Here is a 19,457-nt window from a genome sequence, read left to right on the forward strand (position 1 = left end):
CCAACCCCAAGGATGGGGTTCCTCGCCTGGCCTGCCGACGGGCTCCTGAATAATAAGGTAAGCAAAAGTTACCGGATTCGCGAACTGAATCTCTGCTTTACTGATGCTTACCGGTCAATTAGCGCTTAAACGACGTTTTTTTTACGTTAACAATGGCAGATAATGGCAGGAATGACGCTCAGCAAACTTAGGCAGATTACAAATCGCCGTTAAACACTCGTGAGGGAGTTGATCTCAACGCGTCAGTGGTTAAGGTAACTGAGACCGGAGTTCGAATTACGGACATCCGAGAGGAAGAAGAATACAACAACAAGATGAAGACCATCCCGATAGAACAGCTGGCGCTGGGTATGTATGTGGAAAGCATCCCGGACCATCCGTCACTGTCCATGATTCAGAAAGGCTATATCCAGGACCCGTCGGCCCTGGGGATGCTGCGCAACCTCGGGGTGGAGCGCATTATCATCGACCCTTCCAAATCGAAAGGGGCACCCGCCGCGACGCGCGCCACCAGTTCCAAGGTTAAATCCCCGTCCAAGGCCAACCTTAAGAACGAACTGCCCCGGGCGAAAAAACTGCTTACCCAGGCCAAGAAGCTGCAATCCAGGCTGATGTCTGATGTGAAGCTGGGGCAGAAAATTGACCTGCAGCCGGTCAACGCCATGGCGGATGAGTTTATCGGCAGTGTTTTCCGTAATCCCAGCGCCCTGGCCTGCCTGCGTCTGATCAAGGACAAGGACGATTACCTGCTGGAACACTCCCTGGGGGTCACCATCCTGATGACCCTGTTTGCCCGGGCCTTGGGGATCAGTGGCACCACCCTTCACCAGCTGTGTGTGGGTTCCCTGCTGCACGACATCGGCAAGATTCGCATTCCCGAAGAGATCCTCAACAAGCCGGGCAAGCTGACCCCGGACGAGTTTGAGGTCATGAAAACGCACGCCGCCCACAGCCGCACCATCATCGCCGCCACCCCTGGCATCAGCAAGGTCAGCCTTGATGTGGCCGCCATGCACCACGAAAAACTGGATGGCACAGGCTACCCCATGGGTCTCAAGGGAGAGCAGATCTCCATGGCGGGCCGGATGGTGGCCATCTGCGACATCTATGACGCCATGACCGCCGATCGGGTTTACCACAAGGGGATGGCCCCCACCTTGGCCCTGAAACGCCTGCTGGAGATGACCCCACATGCCCTGGATAAGAACCTGGTGGTGAAGTTCATCCAGACCCTGGGCGTCTACCCCAATGGCTGTATGGTGGAGCTCACCAGTGGTCGGGTGGGCATTGTCATGGAAACTCAGGACAGAAAGCCCACCAAGCCTCTGGTGAAGGTGGTGTACAACCTGAAGAGCCACACCCATGTCATGCAGTCTGAGATCGAACTGGAGAAGCACAACGACTCCATCGTCAAGGCGATCGATCCCAGAGACTACAAGCTGGATCTGACCAACTACCTCTAACAAGGTAGGAATTTGAAAAGGGGCCGGCGAGCCCCTTTTGTTGCTGGACTTCGTTACCGAGACAGGTTAACGTACGCACCCCAATTGAGAACAGTTATCATTTATGAACTATTTGATCGCCAGCCTGCTGATTCTGGCCGTCGGCCCCATTCTTCACCATGGTCTGAAAAATTGGACCGGAATCATCACCGCCATTGGCGCCTTCGTGATGGTCTCCTTAGGTGGCCTGGTGCTGTTCGACGTGCTGCCTCAGGTGGTGACCCTGGGAGGTCTGCCGGCGATTCTCTTTGTTCTGCTGGGGCTGTTTGGCCCAACCCTATCGGAAAGACTGTTCAAGCAACACTCCGCCTTTGCTCATAACCTGACGGTCGCCCTTGGGGTGTTTGGATTGCTGCTGCATGCAGTTACCGACGGCAGCGCTCTGTTTATGGCGGCCAACGAGCAGGGCCCCCTACTGCTGGCTTTCGGCATTATTCTCCACCGGATGCCTGCCGGCCTGGCGGTATGGTGGCTGCTGCGTCCCGCCTACGGACGACTGATCGCCGTTGGCGTACTCGGACTGATGATGGCCGCCACCCTGATCGGGTACAAGTTGGGGCCCGAACTGCTGCACCACATGACCGCCACCCACATCGTCTATCTGCAGGCGTTCGTGACCGGCTCCATCCTTCATGTACTCTGGCACCGGCCCCATGAACGTCACAGCCACGACCATGATCATCACCATGGCCTGCCAAGCATCAACTCAGCCCATTGGATTGGTGGCGGTCTGGGTCTGCTGTTCCTGGTGCTGCTGATGGTGGCCCACCCGGACCACGGCCACAGTGGTGCCAGCGATCACCTCCATGGCGAGGAGCTGCACCAGGGGCACTAGGGCCTTTGCCGGTGCAAAAATAGTCAGCAAAGGTCAACACGCCCTAATTTAACTGGTGTGGTCGTGAACGATGCGCCACTGCCCCTCCAGCTTGCGAAATATCAGGGTAAACTCCCCGCCAGGCTGATCCTTTTCCCTGATCAGTGTCCAGCGCCCCACCACCAGGGCGGCGTCCTCCGCCAGCAACTGCACCGACTCCAGCTCAAACTGCAGCTGGCCCATGGTGGCGGCGTCCGGATAACGATTCAGATACCCCTTGAGGGTGGTGTCCCAGCCGTACTTGATCTTACCGCCGGAGATGAACCTCAGCTGGTCGCTGTGCCAGTAGCCCTGCATGTAACCGGGAATGTCTCCCCGGTTCCAGGCCTGGCGCTGTCCTTCAAGCACCTGACGAATCTGTGCCTCATCGGCCCTGACCAGGCCACTGAAGGCCAGCACCAGCAACATCATCACCACTCGCTTCATCCCTTCCTCCCTGAATTGCCCTGTTTTGGGGCAGTTATTGGCTATTGGTATACTGTTTAGATTAGCTATCAAACACTAACTGACCATCATGAGGCAATCTTTCTCCGCCTGGCTGCTCAAGCTGTTTGGCTGGACCATCGAGGGTGAGATACCCGCCAAGGGCCGCTACATCGTTATTGTGGGCCCCCATACCAGCAACTGGGACTTCCCCATAGGCATCCTTGCCCAGTGGGCCCTGGGGATGAGCGCCAACTTCATTGGCAAGCACCAGCTGTTTCGCTGGCCCACCGGCTGGCTGTTTCGGGCCCTGGGCGGGTTCCCGGTCAACCGTGGCAAGCAGAACAACCTGGTCAGCACCGCCGTCGACCTGTTTGCCACCCGGGACAATTTCATCCTGGCCCTGGCGCCGGAAGGCACAAGAAAGCCGGTCTCCCGTTGGAAAACCGGCTTCTATCACATCGCCCGTCAGGCCAGGGTGCCCATCTACTGCGCCGGGCTGAACTTCCAGCAGCGCAAAATCATCGTGCGCCCTCCGTTGATGGCCGGTGAGGATATGGCCGGGGACATGAACACCATCCTCGACTTCTTCCGCGCCATCCCGGGCAAATACCCCCAGCCGGTGCCCCGTTACGAGGAGTGAGCCGCCGCCCGGGCGAAATCCTGGCCTGTGGGACGTTGCATCGCTTTAAGCTCGAACTCCGGCAGTATGGCGTACAAGTGGTCGAAGATGTCCGCCTGAATCCCCTCATACACCGGCCAGCGGGTGTCATTGGTGAAACAGTAGATCTCCATGGGCAGCCCCAGTTCACTGGGAGCCAGCTGGCGCACCATCATGGTCATCTCCGGCCGCAGGTGGCTGCTGGCCTGAAGGTAGGCATCCAGATAGGCCCGCAGGCACCCCAGGTTAGTCAAGCGGCGACCATTGACCGACATCGCCATGTCGTCACGGCCGGCATTGGCTTCGGCCAGCTCCGACTGCTTCTGCGCCAGATAGGGCGCCAGCATGCTGATCTCCTTAAGCTTGGCCAGCAGTGCTTCATCCACAAACTTCACTGAATTGACATCCAGCAGCACGGAGCGCTTGATGCGACGCCCTCCGGACTCCTGCATGCCGCGCCAGTTGCGGAACGAGTCCGTGGTCAGCGCATAGGCGGGGATCATGGTGATGGTCTTATCCCAGTTCTGCACCTTGACCGTGGTCAAGGTAACCTCGAGCACCTCACCGTCGGCGCCATACTTGGCCATCTCGATCCAGTCACCTGCGCTCACCATTCGGTTGGCTGCCAGCTGGATGCCCGCCACAAACCCCAGGATGGTGTCGCGGAACACCAACATCACCAGACCGGTGGCCACACCCAGGCCGGAGAGCAGATAAAGCGGCGACTTGTCTAACATGATGGCGAAGAAGAAGATCAACGCCACAATAAACAGGAATACTTTGCCGAGTTGCACAATGCTCTGCATTGGGAGCCGTCGACCTGAAGTGGTTAACGACGCAGCGCTGCGCACCGTATCCAACCCAGCAAAGAGGGCTCTCATCAGCAGCGCCAACATCACCAGTTCGAGGGAGCGAGTAACCAGGTGATCCCAAAAAGGCCAATGGTTGAATACCATTGGAGTAAACAACTCCAACACGCCGACAGGAGCAATCTGAGCAGTCTTCTCTAGCAAGCAGTGCTTTGTCAGGGGGGCAAACCAGATAGAGCTGCCCCGCTCAATCAACCGCTTAGCTCCCCTGACCAGGATGCGAATCGCAATGAAATAAACCACGCCGGCCATAGCGAAAGCCACAAACAGCAGCAGAACCACGGTTAACAGATCATCCGCTTGCGCAGGCATCCCAAAGGAGGTCAACCAATCGGCAAGCATTGGCCGTAGTTTATTCTCAACTTCTTGTTCCATATTAACCTCTTACAAGAGCGAGCATAACTTTTGTGCCAGCATACGCAGTCACTTGAAAAGAAAAAAGCCCCGCAGATGCGGGGCTTGTCTCAAATATTGGTACGCTGACCAAGATTATAGGCTAGGGAGAACCCCTTGGGGCAACAGGGCGTTGTAACCCGCTTCAAACAGCAGCGCCGTGGCCTTGGTGATGTCCGGGGCGAAGTACCTGTCCTTGTCGTAGAAACTGACCCGTTGACGCAGTTGCGCCTTGGCCTGCTCCACCTGAGTGCTGGCCTTCAGCGGCTTGCGGAAATCCAGGCCCTGGGCCGCCGCCAGCAGCTCCACCGCCAGTACACCGCGGCTGTTTTCCGCCATCTCCCGCAGGCGACGGGCGGCGAAAGTAGCCATGGAGACGTGATCCTCCTGGTTGGCCGAGGTAGGCAGGCTGTCGACGGACGCGGGATGGGCCAGGGTCTTGTTCTCACTGGCCAGGGCCGCCGCAGTCACCTGGGCAATCATAAAGCCGGAGTTCACCCCACCATTGTCCACCAGGAAAGGCGGCAGGCCGGAGAGATTCCGGTCGATCAGCAGGGCGATGCGACGCTCCGCCAAAGCACCAATCTCGGCGATGGCGATGGCCAGGTTGTCGGCGGCCATGGCCACCGGCTCGGCGTGGAAGTTACCACCAGAGACGATGTCGCCCTCGTCGGCAAACACCAGGGGGTTGTCGGTGACGCCATTGGACTCCACCAGCAACACTTCGGCCGCCTGGCGGATCTGGGTCAGACAGGCGCCCATCACCTGGGGTTGGCAGCGCAGGGAGTAGGGATCCTGCACCTTCTCACAACCGGCGTGGCTGTCACCCAGCTCAGAGTTCTCATCCAGCAGGTGGCGGAACACCGCCGCAGAGTCCATCTGACCGCGCTGACCGCGCACTTCGTGGATGCGGGCATCGAAGGGGCGACGGCTGCCCAGAGCCGCTTCGACGCTCATGGCACCCACCACGGATGCGCCGGCCCACAGGTCTTCGGCGCGGAACAGCCCTTGCAACGCCAGGGCGGTAGACGCCTGGGTACCGTTGAGCAGAGCCAGGCCCTCCTTGGGCGCCAATTCCATGGGGCTCAGGCCCGCCTTGGCCAGGCCGGTGGCGGCATCGATGATCTCGCCGTGGTAGCGCACCTCGCCTTCACCCAGCAGGGGCAGCACCATGTGGGACAGGGGCGCCAGGTCGCCAGACGCGCCCACAGAGCCCTTCTCCGGCACTATGGGGTAGACCTCGGCGTTCACCAGGGCGATCAGGGCATCGATCACCTCACGGCGAATGCCGGAGAAGCCCCGGGCCAGGGAGTTGATCTTCAGCACCATCATCAGGCGCACAGCACTGTCGCTCATGGGCTCACCGGTTCCGGCGGCGTGGGAGAGCACGATGGAACGCTGCAGCAGCGCCAGGTCATCTTTGCCGATGCGGGTGTTGGCCAGCAGGCCAAAACCGGTGTTGATGCCGTAGACCACCCGGTCCTCATCGATCACCTGCTGCACGGTGGCGGCACTCTTGTCGATGGCGGCGTAGGCGCTGTCCGCCAAGGTCAGCTTCACCCGCTGTTCATCGATGCTGCGCAGCTGGGCCAGAGTCAGCTGGCCCGGATTCAGGGTCAGTTCCAGCATCATTTGTTCTCCATGGGCAGATCCAGGCCCTGCTCACGGGCGCAGTTCTTGGCGATGTCGTAACCGGCGTCGGCGTGACGCATGACGCCGGTGGCCGGGTCATTCCACAGCACGCGGCTGATGCGGGTGTCCGCCTCTTCACTGCCGTCACACAGGATGACGATGCCGGAGTGCTGGGAGAAGCCCATGCCCACGCCACCACCGTGGTGCAGGCTCACCCAGGTAGCACCGCCTGCGGTGTTGAGCATGGCGTTCAGCAGAGGCCAATCGGATACGGCATCGGAACCGTCCATCATCCCTTCGGTTTCCCGGTTGGGGGACGCCACGGAGCCGGAGTCCAGGTGGTCACGGCCGATCACCACAGGGGCTTTCAGTTCGCCGTTCTTCACCATCTCGTTGAAGGCGCGACCCAGGCGGGCACGGTCTTTCAAACCCACCCAGCAGATTCGGGCAGGCAAGCCCTGGAAATGGATGCGCTCACGGGCCATGTCCAGCCAGTTGTGCAGGTGCGGGTCGTCAGGGATCAGCTCCTTCACCTTCTGGTCGGTCTTATAGATATCCTCTGGGTCACCGGACAGGGCCACCCAGCGGAAGGGGCCGATGCCTTCGCAGAACAGCGGGCGAATGTAGGCCGGTACGAAGCCGGGGAAGTCGAAGGCGTTCTTCACCCCCTCTTCCAGGGCCATCTGACGAATGTTGTTGCCGTAGTCCAGGGTCGCGGCGCCGCGCGCCTGCAGGTCCAGCATCGCCTGAACCTGAACCGCCATGGAGGCCTTGGCCGCCTTCACCACCGCAGCCTCATCGGTCAGGCGCATCTCGGCGGCCTGGGCCATGGTCCAGCCCTGGGGCAGGTAACCGTTCAGCGGATCGTGGGCCGAGGTCTGGTCGGTGACCACATCCGGGGTAATGTTCTTCTCCACCAGCTCACCGAAGATGTCGGCGGCGTTGGCCAGCAGGCCCACGGACACCGGCTTGCCTTCCGCCTTGGCCTGGTCGATCATCCCCATCGCCTCATCCAGGCTGTAGGCTTTCTTATCCACATAACCGGTGCGCAGGCGGAAATCGATGCGGGTCTCATCGCACTCGACGGCGATCATGGAGAAACCGGCCATGGTGGCGGCCAGAGGCTGGGCGCCGCCCATGCCACCCAGGCCACCGGTGAGGATCCAGCGACCGGCGGCTTCGCCACCGAAGTGCTTCTTGGCCACGGCCACGAAGGTCTCATAGGTGCCCTGAACGATGCCCTGAGTACCGATGTAGATCCAGGAACCGGCGGTCATCTGGCCGTACATGGCCAGGCCCTTCTTGTCCAGCTCATTGAAATGTTCCCAGTTGGCCCAGTGGGGCACCAGGTTGGAGTTGGCGATCAGCACCCGGGGGGCGTTCTCGTGGGTCTTGAATACGCCCACAGGCTTGCCGGACTGCACCAGCAGGGTCTCATCCAGCTCCAGGCGCTTCAGAGTTGCAACGATCTGATCGAAGCACTCCCAGTTACGAGCGGCGCGGCCGATGCCGCCGTACACCACCAGGCCCTGGGGATGCTCTGCCACATCCGGATCCAGGTTGTTCATCAGCATCCGCAGGGGCGCTTCGGTCTGCCAGCTCTTGGCGTTCAGTTCAGTGCCTCGCGGTGCACGGGTCACCCGGCTCTCGTCCAGGCGGCTTGCGGTGTCCTTGTTGGTGCTCATCGTGATCTCCTCACTGTTCTAATTGTCCATCACCAGGTGACCACCCAGCCGGTAGCGGCTTCCGGGATGAGTCAGTCTGGCAAAGCTCACCGCACCGGAGCGGCTCCAGGTGCGACGTAAAATTCTCAAACAGGGCTCGCTTGGCCCCAGTTGCAGCAGTTCTGCGGTAGCTGTGTCCACCACCACCGCCTCCACCTCATGGTGGGCCTCGGTCAGGGGGGCAACCTGACTCAGGTACTCATGGGGCGTCTGCTGGCCAAAGTCCTGGTCCAGATATCCGGGCACCAGCGCCAAATTGACGTAACGGTGCTCCAACTGCATCGGCAGCCCCTCTTCCAGGTGCAGCAGGGCGGTATGACCCACTTCGGTTCCCGGTGTCAGCCCGAGCGCGATGGCGACCTCGGTGTCGGCTGCCAGCCGGGTCTTGGCCAGCACCTGTACCCTGTGGTCCCTGCCCCGCTCCTTCACCTCATCGGCGATGTTGCGAATGGTCAGCATAGACCCCTGGGACTTGAGCGACGCCACGAAGGTCCCCTGCCCCTGACTGCGCACCAACACCCCCTGCTCCACCAGTTCGGTCAGAGCCCGGCGTGCGGTCATCCGGCTACACTCAAACTGGGCGGCCAGGGCATTCTCCGACGGCACTTTGGCGTGCTCAGCCAGCTCTCCCTGCTCGATCAGCTCGGTGAGGTGCTGCTTAATTTCAATGAATTTTGGTGCGGCCAAAGTGGGCTCCCAGGGTGGTCTCTTCGAACAAAAATGACACAGACAACTTGTATATACAAGCAAAGATTGCCAGAATGCCGAGAGATAATTTGAGCCCAAGGAGCGTGAAATGGAGTGGGATCAGCTTTGGATAGACATCAATCTGGCCACTATGGATCCAGACAGAACAGGCAGTTACGGCGAGATTGAGGATGCCGCCCTGGCGGTCAAAGATGGCCGAATTGCCTGGGTGGGCCCGCGCTCTGAACTGCCCGAGTTTGACCCCCTCTCCATTCCGGTGATCAAGGGCAACGGCCAGTGGCTGACCCCAGGCCTGGTGGACTGCCATACCCACCTGGTGTTTGCCGGCACCCGCGCCAGCGAGTTCGAGGCCAGGCTCAATGGCGCCACCTATGAGGAGATCGCCCGCCAGGGAGGCGGCATCCTCTCCACGGTCAAGGCCACCCGTGAGGCGGATAGGGAAACCCTGTTCCAGCTGGGGCGCGAACGCCTCAACGCGCTGCTGGCAGAGGGAGTGACCCGGGTGGAGATCAAATCCGGCTACGGGCTGGATACCGAAACCGAGCATAAGATGCTGAGCCTGGCCCGCTATCTGGGCGAGGTTCACCCCCTGGATGTCCACACCACCTTCCTCGGTGCCCACGCGGTGCCCGCCGACTACAAGGGCAAGGAGCAGGCCTATGTGGACCTGGTGTGCAACGAGATGATTCCCGCCATCGCCGCCGACAAACTGGCCGACGCCGTGGACGTGTTCTGTGAAAACATCGCCTTCGATCTGGCGCAGACGGAGCAGGTGTTCCGTAAAGCCCAGGAGCATCAATTGCCGGTGAAACTGCACGCCGAACAGCTGTCCAACATGGGAGGCAGCAAACTGGCCGCCCGTTATCAGGCGCTGTCGGTGGACCACATCGAATGCCTGGATGAGGAGGGCGTTCAGGCCCTGGCCGAGTCCGGCACCGTTGCGGTGATTCTGCCCGGCGCCTTCTACTTCCTCAAGGAAACCCGCAAGCCACCCATCGACCTGCTGCGCCAGTACGGCGTACCCATGGCCGTGGCGTCGGATTTCAATCCGGGCAGCTCCCCCCTGTGCTCCACCCTGCTGATGGTCAACATGGCCTGCACACTCTTTGGGCTCACCCCGGCTGAAGCCCTGGCTGGCGTCACCCGCAACGGCGCCCGAGCCCTTGGTGTCGGCGACACCGTGGGTCAGCTCAAAGTGGGTATGACTGCCGATATGGCACAGTGGGCCATCGGCCACCCCGCCGAGCTGGCCTGGCAATACGGCAACCGTCCCTGCAAAGCGGTCTACAAGGGCGGAAAAGTAGTACGAATGGGTTAAGTTAAAGCTGGCATTGAACACGCCTCGGCGCTAATATTTGCGCTGATGCGACTTTATTTATTGTAGGGACTATGGGAATTCAAGCCGTTATCGTAGACACCGCCGGTACCACCACGGATTACGACTTCATTCAGAAAGTGTTGTTTTCATACTCAGCCAATGAAATGGCTAAGTTTATCGAAGACAATCAAGACCATGTGGTGGTTTCCCACTGTATCGATGACGTCAAGGATCTGGCTGGAGAACCCGATGCAGACCTGCCTCGCGTCATTGAGATCCTGCTGGAATGGATTGCTCAGGATAAGAAGGCCACCCCTCTCAAGACCATTCAGGGGATGATCTGGCGCCAGGGCTACCAGAAAGGTGCACTGGAAGGCCACATCTACCCCGATGCCATGGAAGCCCTGAAGTCCCTCAAAGAGCAGGGCAAGCGCATCTACAGCTACTCCTCCAGTTCCACAGAGGCACAGGAGCTGCTGTTCCAACACAGCCAGTTTGGTGACCTGCGCAATATGTTCCATGGCCACTTCGACACCCATGTGGGTCAGAAGGTGGAGTCTCAGGCCTACCGCAACATCATCAACACCATCAGCATGTGGCCCAACCTGATTCTGTTCGTCTCCGACAGCCTGGAAGAGCTCAATGCCGCCAAGGCCGCCGGTCTGAAGACCTGCCAGATTGTTCGCTCCGACTCGGTGCGACAGGGCAAGCATCAGGTGATCGAAGACTTCAGTCACCTCAAGCTCTCAAGCTTCTAAAAAAAGCGGCCGACTGGCCGCTTTTTTGATGCCTGTTTCACTCAGTGAATGGGCAATGCTCAATCCCAGGGCTTATCCCCCAGCAGCGGCCCCAGGGCCTCACGAATCTCATCGGGAATGCGCACCGGCTTCTCTTCCCCATAGTCATAGTGGACCATGGCCACCTCGGCCCTGGCCACCACCTTTCCATCCTGAGAGGCCTGATGCCAGATCTTCAATGAGCTGTTGCCCACCTGGTTAACCCCTGTGGTGATCACCACGTCCTGGCCGTAATAGGTTGGCAGCAGGTAGTCCACCTTGAATCCCGCCAGGATCAGATTCCACTCTCTGTGGTCCAGGCTGGGGACGAAGCAGCGAAAGATGGGTGTGCGCGCCTCCTCGAACCAGACAGGCACCACGGTGTTATTGATGTGCCCCAGGGCATCGGTTTCAGAAAACCTGGGACTCAGAGTAATGGTATGCATGGCGACTCCTTTTCTATGCACAAAAAAGGGTGCCTGTGCGGCACCCTCTTCGTCAAGCATTACGCTGACACCAAGCTCATTAAGGCGAGCATTACTTCATTGAGGCTTTCTTACGCTCGACCAGCTTCTTCGCCTTGCTGTACATGGCATCAATCTCCTCGGCAAACCGCTCATTGATCACCTTGCGTCTCAGCTTCAGGGTCGGAGTCAATTCACCGCGCTTCATGCAGAACTCCCGGGGCAGCAGGGTGAACTTCTTCACCTGTTCGAACTTGGCCAGCTCCTGCTGTACCTCCTTCAGACGCTGCTCGAAGTGCTCCACCACGTCGGAGTGCTGAATCAGCTCCAGCTGATCTTTGTACTTGATGCCCTTCTCCTTGGCCCAGCTTTCCAGAGATTCGAAGGCGGGCACGATCAGCGCAGACACATAGTTACGGGCTTCAGCCACCACCGCCACCTGCTCAATCAGAGGATCTCGGGCAACCATCCCTTCGACCCGCTGAGGGGCAATGTACTTGCCGTTGGAGGTCTTCATCAGCTCCTTGATGCGGTCGGTGATGTGCAGGTGCCCCTCATCGTCCAGGAGACCTGCGTCACCTGTCTTCATCCACCCATCCTCAAACACCTCTGCGGTCTCTTCCGGGCGATTGTAGTAGCCCTTCATCACCGTATCGCCCTTCACCAGGATCTCATCATCCTTGCCGATCTTTACCTGAACTTCAGGCATGGGACGGCCATTGCCTTGGAGGCGGATGGAGCCTGGCAGTCCACAGGTAACGGTCGCCGTGGTTTCGGTCATGCCGTAACCGCACAACAGGGTAATACCCACGGACTGGAAGAACTCGTGGACCACATCATCCAGCTTAGCGCCGCCGCAGGGCATAAAGCGGATCTTGCCGCCCAACACGCCTCTCAGCTTGGACAGCACCAACTTATCGGCCAGCGCGACCAACTGCTTGCGCACCGGGTTCAACCTCTGTCCGTTGTTGGCCGCTTCGAAGCGGATGCGGCCTTGGCGCAGGGCCCAATAGAACAGGAAGCGACGGGGAGCCGGAGCCTTGCCTACCTTGTCGGCAACCGCGCTGTAGACCTTTTCATAGAAGCGGGGCACGGCGCACATCACCTCAGGCTTAAACTCGGTCAAGGCCTTTTGAACATCGGCAGGGTTCTCTAGGAAACCCACGTGACCGCCCCGGCCCAGAGCAAACAGCGTCCAGCCCCGCTCAAACACATGAGACAGAGGCAGGAAGGCCAGTGAACGTTCACCTGCATTGAAGCTGAGGATTCGGGAGTGCTGCCTGGTGGTGCTGGCAAAGTTGCGGTAATCCAGCATCACCCCTTTGGGCTCACCCGTGGTCCCGGAGGTGTAGATCAGGGTCAGCAGATCGTCCAGGCTGCGGCCATCGAGGCGCTCCTGATGCTGAGCCTGACAGTAAGCAACGTCGTACTCCAACAGCTCATGGAAGTAGTGCTGAACCACAGGACAGTCGGCCTTGCTGATAGAGGGCTTCATCAGCACGATGTTGGTCAGGCTCGGGCACCGGTCCGCCACCTCCAAGGCCTTGTCATACTGTTCCTGGTCGCCCACAAACAGCAGCTTGGCTCCGGCATCATTGATGATGTATCTGGCCTGGTCTGCGGTATTGGTGGGGTAGATGGGTACGACAACAGAACGACACTGCATGGCGGCGAGGTCGGTCATCGCCCAGCGGTCGGAGTTTTGGGCAAAAATCGCCACCTTGTCCTGGGTGTCGATGCCCAGGTGGATCATCACCCTGGCCAACTGAGTCAGCTTATTGCCCAGCTCACGCCAACTGATGGGGTGCCACTCTCCCTTCTCGCGGTAGGAGATAGCCGGCTGCTCTGGCAGCGCCTTGATTTGGTTCTGAATCAGATCTACCAGGTGCAGATCTTCGAGAAGTTGGGTCACTGCTTACTCCCACCGCAACGGATTTAGCGTACAGATGTTCACTGTTTGCTGCGAATCTTACCCAACTCAGACCGGGCAGGTAAGGTTGATCTCACTTAAATTGTGCAGCAGAGCACGTTAAGCACCAACTGTTCAGACCAGTCATAGAGCAAATTCTCTAGGATCCCATGATTTCAGGGCTTGCAGAGGAGAAGCGTAAAAAGCAAAGCCCAAGAATACAGGAACAAGTCGACGCCGACCCACAGGTGAATTTCACTGCCTGAGAGGACACAAATAAAGCTTCAGCATTGTGATCGATAGATGTGTCTTTGCTTAGCTGAAGCGATCATAGCCAATTCATTACTATTTGGTGTGCGCCAGAGAGGCGATTGTGCGTGGGGCGGCAAGCGCTTCGTTGCTGCTGCTGGAAGGATTACCTTGGCATAACTCCTAAGGCTCACCTCCTGAACCATCAGCACGCTCGGAGCTCATGCATTACCACGTGGCCTCCCCTAGCACCGTCATGTTGGCGCACGCCGGTATCCAGAGTCTTTGATTTTAAGGAACGAGAGAAAGTCACTGGATCCTGACGTGCGTCAGGAAGACGATTGTGCGTGTGGGTTGGGGAGCGCTCCGCAGCCTTCATCGAGCACTCTGGTAGTAGTAACGAAAAAAGCCCAACCTTGCGGTTAGGCTTTCTTCTGAATGAGTGCCTGACGATGACCGACTCTCACATGAGAGCACCCACTCCACCATCGCTGTTGCAGTGTTTCATTGCTGGGCGCCGGCGGCGGGGAATTAGCGCATGGGATCAGGGGCCTGATCTCATGCGTACTTAGGACCTAAAACGAAAAAAGCCCGTCCAAAAGGACGGGCTTCTCTCTGAATAAGTGCCTGACGATGACCTACTCTCACATGGGAACTCCCACACTACCATCGGCGCTACTGTGTTTCACTGCTGAGTTCGGCATGGGATCAGGTGGGACCACAGCGCTATGGTCGTCAGACGAATTTGGAACAATTCGCACAAGCTGTTTCTCGTTTGCATTCTCGCAAGCGCTTTTCTATCTGGGATATCAAAACCCATTGGGTGTTGTATGGTTAAGCCTCACGGGTCATTAGTACAGGTTAGCTCAACGCCTCACAACGCTTACACACCCTGCCTATCAACGTCCTAGTCTTGGACGGCCCTTTAGAGACCTTAAAGGTCTAGTGAGAACTCATCTTGAGGCTCGCTTCCCGCTTAGATGCTTTCAGCGGTTATCGATTCCGAACTTAGCTACCCGGCAATGCCACTGGCGTGACAACCGGAACACCAGAGGTTCGTCCACTCCGGTCCTCTCGTACTAGGAGCAGCCCCTCTCAATTCTCAAACGCCCACGGCAGATAGGGACCGAACTGTCTCACGACGTTCTGAACCCAGCTCGCGTACCACTTTAAATGGCGAACAGCCATACCCTTGGGACCGACTTCAGCCCCAGGATGTGATGAGCCGACATCGAGGTGCCAAACACCGCCGTCGATATGAACTCTTGGGCGGTATCAGCCTGTTATCCCCGGAGTACCTTTTATCCGTTGAGCGATGGCCCTTCCATGCAGAACCACCGGATCACTATGACCTACTTTCGTACCTGCTCGACGTGTCTGTCTCGCAGTTAAGCTGGCTTATGCCATTGCACTAACCGTATGATGTCCGACCATACTTAGCCAACCTTCGTGCTCCTCCGTTACTCTTTGGGAGGAGACCGCCCCAGTCAAACTACCCACCAGGCACTGTCCCTAACCCCGATTCAGGGGCCCAGGTTAGAACATCAACACTACAAGGGTGGTATTTCAAGGACGGCTCCACGTCATCTAGCGACAACGCTTCAAAGCCTCCCACCTATCCTACACATGTAGGGTCAATGTTCAGTGCCAAGCTGTAGTAAAGGTTCACGGGGTCTTTCCGTCTAGCCGCGGGTATACGGCATCTTCACCGCAAATTCAATTTCACTGAGTCTCGGGTGGAGACAGCGTGGCCATCATTACGCCATTCGTGCAGGTCGGAACTTACCCGACAAGGAATTTCGCTACCTTAGGACCGTTATAGTTACGGCCGCCGTTTACCGGGGCTTCGATCAAGAGCTTCTTCCGAAGAATAACCCCATCAATTAACCTTCCGGCACCGGGCAGGCGTCACACCGTATACGTCCACTTACGTGTTTGCACAGTGCTGTGTTTTTGATAAACAGTTGCAGCCACCTGGTATCTGCGACTGCCGACAGCTTAGGGAGCAAGTCCCATCACCGTCAGCAGCGTACCTTCTCCCGAAGTTACGGTACCATTTTGCCTAGTTCCTTCACCCGAGTTCTCTCAAGCGCCTTGGTATTCTCTACCTGACCACCAGTGTTGGTTTGGGGTACGATTCCTTCTTACCTGAAGCTTAGAAGTTTTTCCTGGAAGCATGGCATCAACCACTTCAGTGCCGTAGCACCTCGTCATCAGCTCTCAGCGTAATGTGTGTCCGGATTTGCCTAAACACACCGCCTACAACCTTAAACGCACATCCGATAGTGCGCTGGCCTAGCCTTCTCCGTCACTCCATCGCAGTAAGAAGAAGTACGGGAATATTAACCCGTTTCCCATCGACTACGCCTTTCGGCCTCGCCTTAGGGGTCGACTCACCCTGCCCCGATTAACGTTGGACAGGAACCCTTGGTCTTCCGGCGAGCGGGTTTTTCACCCGCTTTAACGTTACTCATGTCAGCATTCGCACTTCTGATACGTCCAGCATGCCTCTCGACACACCTTCAACCGCTTACAGAACGCTCCTCTACCATGCACACAAGTGTGCATCCGCAGCTTCGGTGTCTAGTTTAGCCCCGTTACATCTTCCGCGCAGACCGACTCGACCAGTGAGCTATTACGCTTTCTTTAAATGATGGCTGCTTCTAAGCCAACATCCTGGCTGTCTGAGCCTTTCCACATCGTTTCCCACTTAACTAGAACTTTGGGACCTTAGCTGGCGGTCTGGGTTGTTTCCCTCTCCACGACGGACGTTAGCACCCGCCGTGTGTCTCCCGTAATTGCACTCATTGGTATTCGGAGTTTGCAAAGGGTTGGTAAGTCGGGATGACCCCCTAGCCTTAACAGTGCTCTACCCCCAATGGTGAGATACGAGGCGCTACCTAAATAGCTTTCGAGGAGAACCAGCTATCTCCCGGTTTGATTGGCCTTTCACCCCTACCCACAAGTCATCCGCTAATTTTGCAACATTAGTCGGTTCGGTCCTCCAGTTGGTGTTACCCAACCTTCAACCTGCCCATGGGTAGATCACCGGGTTTCGGGTCTACACCTTGCAACTCATTCGCCCAGTTAAGACTCGGTTTCCCTACGGCTCCCCTATTCGGTTAACCTCGCTACAAAATGTAAGTCGCTGACCCATTATACAAAAGGTACGCAGTCACCCCGAAGGGCTCCCACTGCTTGTACGTACACGGTTTCAGGTTCTATTTCACTCCCCTCACAGGGGTTCTTTTCGCCTTTCCCTCACGGTACTGGTTCACTATCGGTCAGTCAGGAGTATTTAGCCTTGGAGGATGGTCCCCCCATGTTCAGACAAGATATCACGTGTCCCGTCCTACTCGATTTCACACAAAGTTAGTTTTCGTGTACGGGGCTATCACCCTGTATCGCGCCACTTTCCAGAAGCTTCCACTAACACCCTCTGTGCTTAAGGGCTAATCCCCGTTCGCTCGCCGCTACTTAGGGAATCTCAATTGATTTCTTTTCCTCAGGGTACTTAGATGTTTCAGTTCCCCTGGTTCGCTCTGTACACCTATGTATTCAGTGCACAGTGACCGCTTATGCGGCCGGGTTTCCCCATTCGGAAATCGGTGACTCAAATGGCTCTTACTGCCTCATCACCGCTTATCGCAAGTTAGTACGTCCTTCATCGCCTCTGACTGCCTAGGCATCCACCGTGTACGCTTAGTTACTTAACCATACAACCCCAATAGGTCTTTTCTGCTGGGTCTTTGTCGCTTATGCGTCGTTGAAATCCTCACTCACTCGGTTATGTGGATGAACCACACGCCCTCGCTCGTTCGGCTTTCGCCTCACCTAAGCACCAAATTCCTGCGCAGAAACTACTGAAGTTGCTTAATACGATTAAACAACCAATACGTTAATCTATCGCCAGATATTCAAGGCACTTGCAAAAATTGCAAATATCTCGAGAAATTATCAGCTTGTCCAAATTGTTAAAGAGCAAGTTTTTGCCTAAGCAAAAACGCCAAAATCACCCCTAAGGATGATTTCAGACAATCTGTGTGAACACTCAACGCAAAACCGTATCTATTTCGTAAGGAGGTGATCCAGCCCCAGGTTCCCCTAGGGCTACCTTGTTACGACTTCACCCCAGTCATGAACCACACCGTGGTCATCGCCCTCCCGAAGGTTAAGCTAATGACTTCTGGTGCAGCCCACTCCCATGGTGTGACGGGCGGTGTGTACAAGGCCCGGGAACGTATTCACCGTGACATTCTGATTCACGATTACTAGCGATTCCGACTTCATGGAGTCGAGTTGCAGACTCCAATCCGGACTACGACCGGCTTTATGGGATTGGCTGACTCTCGCGAGCTCGCAACCCTTTGTACCGACCATTGTAGCACGTGTGTAGCCCATCCCGTAAGGGCCATGATGACTTGACGTCGTCCCCACCTTCCTCCGGTTTATCACCGGCAGTCTCCCTAGAGTTCCCGCCATTACGCGCTGGCAACTAAGGACAAGGGTTGCGCTCGTTGCGGGACTTAACCCAACATTTCACAACACGAGCTGACGACAGCCATGCAGCACCTGTCTCACGGTTCCCGAAGGCACACTTCGATCTCTCAAAGCTTCCGTGGATGTCAAGGGATGGTAAGGTTCTTCGCGTTGCATCGAATTAAACCACATGCTCCACCGCTTGTGCGGGCCCCCGTCAATTCATTTGAGTTTTAACCTTGCGGCCGTACTCCCCAGGCGGTCTATTTAATGCGTTAGCTTTGGAACCCACGCCTCAAGGGCACAGACTCCTAATAGACATCGTTTACAGCGTGGACTACCAGGGTATCTAATCCTGTTTGCTCCCCACGCTTTCGCATCTGAGCGTCAGTCTTTGTCCAGGAGGCCGCCTTCGCCACTGGTATTCCTTCAGATCTCTACGCATTTCACCGCTACACCTGAAATTCTACCTCCCTCTACAAGACTCTAGTCTGCCAGTTCGAAATGCAGTTCCCAGGTTAAGCCCGGGGCTTTCACATCTCGCTTAACAGACCGCCTGCATGCGCTTTACGCCCAGTAATTCCGATTAACGCTCGCACCCTCCGTATTACCGCGGCTGCTGGCACGGAGTTAGCCGGTGCTTCTTCTGCGAGTAACGTCACAGCTAACGGGTATTAACCGTTAACCTTTCCTCCTCGCTGAAAGTACTTTACAACCCGAAGGCCTTCTTCATACACGCGGCATGGCTGCATCAGGCTTGCGCCCATTGTGCAATATTCCCCACTGCTGCCTCCCGTAGGAGTCTGGACCGTGTCTCAGTTCCAGTGTGGCTGATCATCCTCTCAAACCAGCTAGAGATCGTCGCCATGGTGAGCCATTACCTCACCATCTAGCTAATCTCACTTAGGCTTATCCAATCGCGAAAGGTGCCGAAGCATCCCCCTCTTTCCCCCGTAGGGCGTATGCGGTATTAGCAGTCGTTTCCAACTGTTGTCCCCCTCGACTGGGCAAATTCCTAAGCATTACTCACCCGTCCGCCGCTCGACGCCCAACAAATCATCCGAAGAATCTTTGTTGTCGTTTCCGCTCGACTTGCATGTGTTAGGCCTGCCGCCAGCGTTCAATCTGAGCCATGATCAAACTCTTCAATTAAAAAGTTTTTTGGAATCCGAAAATTCCGACTCAATGAATTACTGAATTAACTTGTTATAGTCACTCAGTGCAACATTGATATATGAGATATCAATCCTGCGCGAGTGCCCACACAGATTGTCTGACTAATTGTTAAAGAGCAGTGCAACGTTGTTTTCGTTGCTGAGGCTGCGCATTCTACGCTTTCCTCATCCCCCGTCAAGCCCTATTTTCAAAGGTTTTTCCGGGTGTCGATGTTTTGCTCGGCGTCCGTTTTCCTTCCGCTTTGCCCCGTCGACAGGGAGCGCATTATAGGGGCTGGGATTAACTTGGCAAGGCGATTTT

The 19,457-nt window shown here is 57.0% G+C and carries 12 protein-coding genes and 3 rRNA genes; 5 read left to right on the forward strand and 10 right to left on the reverse strand.

The genetic code is table 11. The annotated features are described in order from the left end of the window. Window positions 1-314: 314 nt before the first annotated feature. Window positions 315-1,463 carry a cyclic di-GMP phosphodiesterase gene (locus QUE41_RS21275; protein ID WP_286340949.1) on the forward strand — a complete coding sequence of 383 codons (1,149 nt, stop codon included), beginning with the start codon at window positions 315-317 and terminating at the stop codon, window positions 1,461-1,463. Window positions 1,464-1,566: 103 nt separating this feature from the next. Beyond that, window positions 1,567-2,337 carry a ZIP family metal transporter gene (locus QUE41_RS21280; RefSeq protein WP_286340950.1) on the forward strand — a complete coding sequence of 257 codons (771 nt, stop codon included), beginning with the start codon at window positions 1,567-1,569 and terminating at the stop codon, window positions 2,335-2,337. Window positions 2,338-2,385: 48 nt separating this feature from the next. Here QUE41_RS21280 and QUE41_RS21285 read toward each other — a convergent pair whose 3' ends face one another. Then, window positions 2,386-2,802 carry a YybH family protein gene (locus tag QUE41_RS21285; RefSeq protein ID WP_286340951.1) on the reverse strand — a complete coding sequence of 139 codons (417 nt, stop codon included), beginning with the start codon at window positions 2,800-2,802 and terminating at the stop codon, window positions 2,386-2,388. Between the two features lie 88 nt (window positions 2,803-2,890). On the opposite strand from QUE41_RS21285, the gene QUE41_RS21290 reads away from it, so the two are divergent. Further along, complete coding sequence (locus tag QUE41_RS21290) at window positions 2,891-3,442, forward strand: 1-acyl-sn-glycerol-3-phosphate acyltransferase (RefSeq protein WP_286340952.1); 552 nt, start codon at window positions 2,891-2,893, stop codon at window positions 3,440-3,442. On the opposite strand, the gene QUE41_RS21295 is transcribed toward QUE41_RS21290, so the two are convergent. The 4 genes from QUE41_RS21295 to hutC form a co-directional block, all read right to left on the reverse strand. Then, window positions 3,430-4,704, reverse strand: coding sequence for a mechanosensitive ion channel family protein (locus tag QUE41_RS21295; protein ID WP_286340953.1), 1,275 nt, complete (start codon window positions 4,702-4,704; stop codon window positions 3,430-3,432). The genes QUE41_RS21290 and QUE41_RS21295 overlap by 13 nt on opposite strands. Window positions 4,705-4,818: 114 nt before the next feature. Next, complete coding sequence (hutH, locus tag QUE41_RS21300) at window positions 4,819-6,351, reverse strand: histidine ammonia-lyase (RefSeq protein WP_286342993.1); 1,533 nt, start codon at window positions 6,349-6,351, stop codon at window positions 4,819-4,821. Continuing rightward, on the reverse strand, window positions 6,351-8,039 hold the full coding sequence (hutU, locus tag QUE41_RS21305) for a urocanate hydratase (protein ID WP_286340954.1): 1,689 nt from the start codon (window positions 8,037-8,039) through the stop codon (window positions 6,351-6,353). The genes hutH and hutU overlap by 1 nt, the downstream gene beginning before the upstream one ends. An 18-nt stretch (window positions 8,040-8,057) precedes the next feature. Further along, window positions 8,058-8,765, reverse strand: coding sequence for a histidine utilization transcriptional repressor HutC (gene hutC, locus QUE41_RS21310; protein WP_286340955.1), 708 nt, complete (start codon window positions 8,763-8,765; stop codon window positions 8,058-8,060). A gap of 109 nt (window positions 8,766-8,874) precedes the next feature. Here hutC and hutI point away from each other — a divergent pair, with 109 nt between their 5' ends. Beyond that, a complete protein-coding gene (gene hutI, locus QUE41_RS21315) occupies window positions 8,875-10,104 on the forward strand; it encodes an imidazolonepropionase (RefSeq protein WP_286340956.1) in 1,230 nt (409 codons plus the stop codon). Between the two features lie 71 nt (window positions 10,105-10,175). Beyond that, entirely contained in the window at window positions 10,176-10,862 is a 687-nt protein-coding gene (gene mtnC, locus QUE41_RS21320; protein ID WP_286340957.1) for an acireductone synthase, read from the forward strand. 59 nt (window positions 10,863-10,921) lie between these two features. Here the strand turns inward: mtnC and QUE41_RS21325 are convergent, their stop codons facing one another. The 5 genes from QUE41_RS21325 to QUE41_RS21345 form a co-directional block, all read right to left on the reverse strand. Next, window positions 10,922-11,326 (reverse strand): acyl-CoA thioesterase, encoded by a 405-nt coding sequence (locus QUE41_RS21325; RefSeq protein ID WP_286340958.1) that lies wholly within the window; start codon window positions 11,324-11,326, stop codon window positions 10,922-10,924. A 91-nt stretch (window positions 11,327-11,417) separates the two neighbouring features. Continuing rightward, entirely contained in the window at window positions 11,418-13,256 is a 1,839-nt protein-coding gene (locus QUE41_RS21330) for an AMP-dependent synthetase/ligase (RefSeq protein ID WP_286340959.1), read from the reverse strand. A gap of 871 nt (window positions 13,257-14,127) precedes the next feature. After that, window positions 14,128-14,242: ribosomal RNA gene (gene rrf / locus QUE41_RS21335) — 5S ribosomal RNA — on the reverse strand. A 90-nt stretch (window positions 14,243-14,332) separates the two neighbouring features. Beyond that, a 23S ribosomal RNA gene (locus QUE41_RS21340) occupies window positions 14,333-17,218 on the reverse strand. A 360-nt stretch (window positions 17,219-17,578) separates the two neighbouring features. Beyond that, window positions 17,579-19,133 (reverse strand): 16S ribosomal RNA (locus QUE41_RS21345). Together the 16S, 23S and 5S rRNA genes form the textbook arrangement of a ribosomal RNA operon. Window positions 19,134-19,457: the final 324 nt, after the last annotated feature.

Origin of the sequence: Ferrimonas sp. YFM (assembly GCF_030296015.1) — a bacterium.
Lineage (GTDB): Bacteria > Pseudomonadota > Gammaproteobacteria > Enterobacterales > Shewanellaceae > Ferrimonas.